A 1,801-nucleotide genomic window follows, 5' to 3' on the forward strand; every position below is an offset into this window, starting at 1 on the left:
CAATCGGTAGGCTGCTGGAGGTGAACTTCACCAGAAAGGCCCTGCGGCCAACGCCGGGTGTGGTGCTGCAGCTGTCGCCGTCGGCATCCGACAGATACAGTTGTGCCTTGGGTCTGGCGCCACCCGAACTGCCGACCCTGACCAACTCGGCCAACACCTCGGTGGTTTGTCCATCGAACAGGGCTTGTGCCTGACACCCGAGCTCGCCGAGATTGATACGCGAGTCTGTGACAGCGGGTTGCAGCGACGAGGCCGGTTCGTAAGACAAGGCCCCGAGGCCGCGATCGGCGACAAAGGCCAGTCGATCCAGCGCGCTGACCTGGGCCGGGGGGATGCCCGCCTGACGGAACACCCGATCCATCAGCAACAATCCCCAGCCGTCGGGTAACGAATCGGCGAACACGCCATGCAGCCCTGCATGCGGTGTTTGCGGCGCTGCCTGCAGCACCTCATCGAAGCTCAGGGAAAAGGGCGAGAGATTTGCAAATCGCGCCAGGTAATCCCGCGCATACTGGAAAAAGACCCCCTGACGATTCTGCGCCAGGACGCCGACCTGGTGACGGGTGCCATCGCTCAGGGTGCGCCAAACGTCCAACCGGTTGATGCGCGCGGGGTTCATTGCCCCAACACCTCTTCGATGCTGGTGGGTGCCTTGGGCGCCGGATTGGTCAGGCCCTGCAAGCGACTGAGATCGTCCACGCATTGCCATAACAGCAGGAATTGGCGCAGCGAGATCTGTCCGGTCGTCTCAAATTTTTTGATGGTCGGCGCTGGTACCGTGCTGCACATCGCAAGGGCGTTGCGCGATAGCTTCAGGGTCTTGCGTCGCTCCTTGATCCAAGCGGATAACGCTTGCTGCACATCGGAGGCCGAGTATAAGGAGAGCTGACCCATGTTTGAATTGGATACTATGATGTCTTATATGGCGCATTAATTACCCATATAGACATTATAGTATCTAAATATTGCATGTCACGACGCTTGCGCTCGTGTTGATGCTGAGAGCTGACTCAAGCGGCTTCTTGGATCTCGATTGCCGGGCGTCTCCCGACGGACAATAAGGCGCGCTCCAATGTCGCTATCTTGCTGTTGTGCCTGGGGTTGAGTAAACGTCGCGCTTCCTTCTCGTTGATCTCCAGGCGTCGAGCAAGTTCGCTTGGGCCAACACTCGTCTCGCGGACTGCCAGGAACAACGCCGCTTTGAGCGCGGTCTGGATAGGGACTGCTACCGGCCGCTCAGCGGGCAGATGGGCCGAGGGCATAGGAACCTCACCGCAGTCGTCGATGCGGGCCGCGATGGCTTCTTCTAAGCAATCGGTTGCCTCGAGCAGGGCGTCATTGAGCGTCTCGCCCTGGGTGATCGCCTCTGGCCAGTCGCGAAAGGTCACCACGAAACCGCCGGACGGTTCGGGCGTTAAGGTCGCTGGATAGATGAATTGCATCGGGGCTCCGCTCACAGGTCGTTCAAGCTCAAGCCAAGCTGTTTGAGCATCGCATTTAGGGTGCCGGTCTTCAGTTCATCCTTGGGGTTGCGGACGGTGGTTAGCCGATCACCAAGGTATAGCGTCACGTGACTGCCCTTGCCGCGCTTTTGGTCGACGTGACAGAAAAGTGCGTGCGCCTTTGCGTAGCGTTTAACCCGCTGGATGAACTCAGATCCCTTCATGCAACAGAGTATCGGACACTTTTGTCCGCTTGCCTATCAATGGCCTTGAGCCAAGCGTTGGCGCTTCTGCTAGCTTGGGTGTGCGATTGCAGATGATCGAGCTCCTCTCCACTGCCGATCACCGTTGCTCACAAC

At 58.9% G+C, this 1,801-nt stretch carries 4 protein-coding genes; all 4 read right to left on the reverse strand.

Features of this window, described 5'->3' with window-relative positions:
• A partial coding sequence (locus VBE63_RS28615) for a HipA N-terminal domain-containing protein (protein WP_323686373.1) occupies positions 1-619 on the reverse strand: 619 nt, incomplete at its 3' end.
• Positions 616-894 carry a transcriptional regulator gene (locus VBE63_RS28620; protein WP_323686374.1) on the reverse strand — a complete coding sequence of 93 codons (279 nt, stop codon included), beginning with the start codon at positions 892-894 and terminating at the stop codon, positions 616-618. The genes VBE63_RS28615 and VBE63_RS28620, both read right to left, overlap by 4 nt.
• Positions 895-1,010: 116 nt before the next feature.
• Complete coding sequence (locus VBE63_RS28625) at positions 1,011-1,442, reverse strand: type II toxin-antitoxin system HicB family antitoxin (protein WP_323686375.1); 432 nt, start codon at positions 1,440-1,442, stop codon at positions 1,011-1,013.
• Between the two features lie 11 nt (positions 1,443-1,453).
• Positions 1,454-1,666 (reverse strand): type II toxin-antitoxin system HicA family toxin, encoded by a 213-nt coding sequence (locus VBE63_RS28630; RefSeq protein ID WP_323686376.1) that lies wholly within the window; start codon positions 1,664-1,666, stop codon positions 1,454-1,456.
• Positions 1,667-1,801: the final 135 nt, after the last annotated feature.

The sequence above is a fragment of the Lamprobacter sp. genome (assembly GCF_034860625.1).
Taxonomy (GTDB): domain Bacteria; phylum Pseudomonadota; class Gammaproteobacteria; order Chromatiales; family Chromatiaceae; genus Lamprobacter.

Excerpts from the sequence above, each read along its gene's own strand:
- VBE63_RS28630 (WP_323686376.1), bottom strand. The coding sequence starts at position 1,666 with ATGAAGGGATCTGAGTTCATCCAGCGGGTTAAACGCTACGCAAAGGCG.
- VBE63_RS28625 (WP_323686375.1), bottom strand. The coding sequence starts at position 1,442 with ATGCAATTCATCTATCCAGCGACCTTAACGCCCGAACCGTCCGGCGGT.
- VBE63_RS28620 (WP_323686374.1), bottom strand. The coding sequence starts at position 894 with ATGGGTCAGCTCTCCTTATACTCGGCCTCCGATGTGCAGCAAGCGTTA.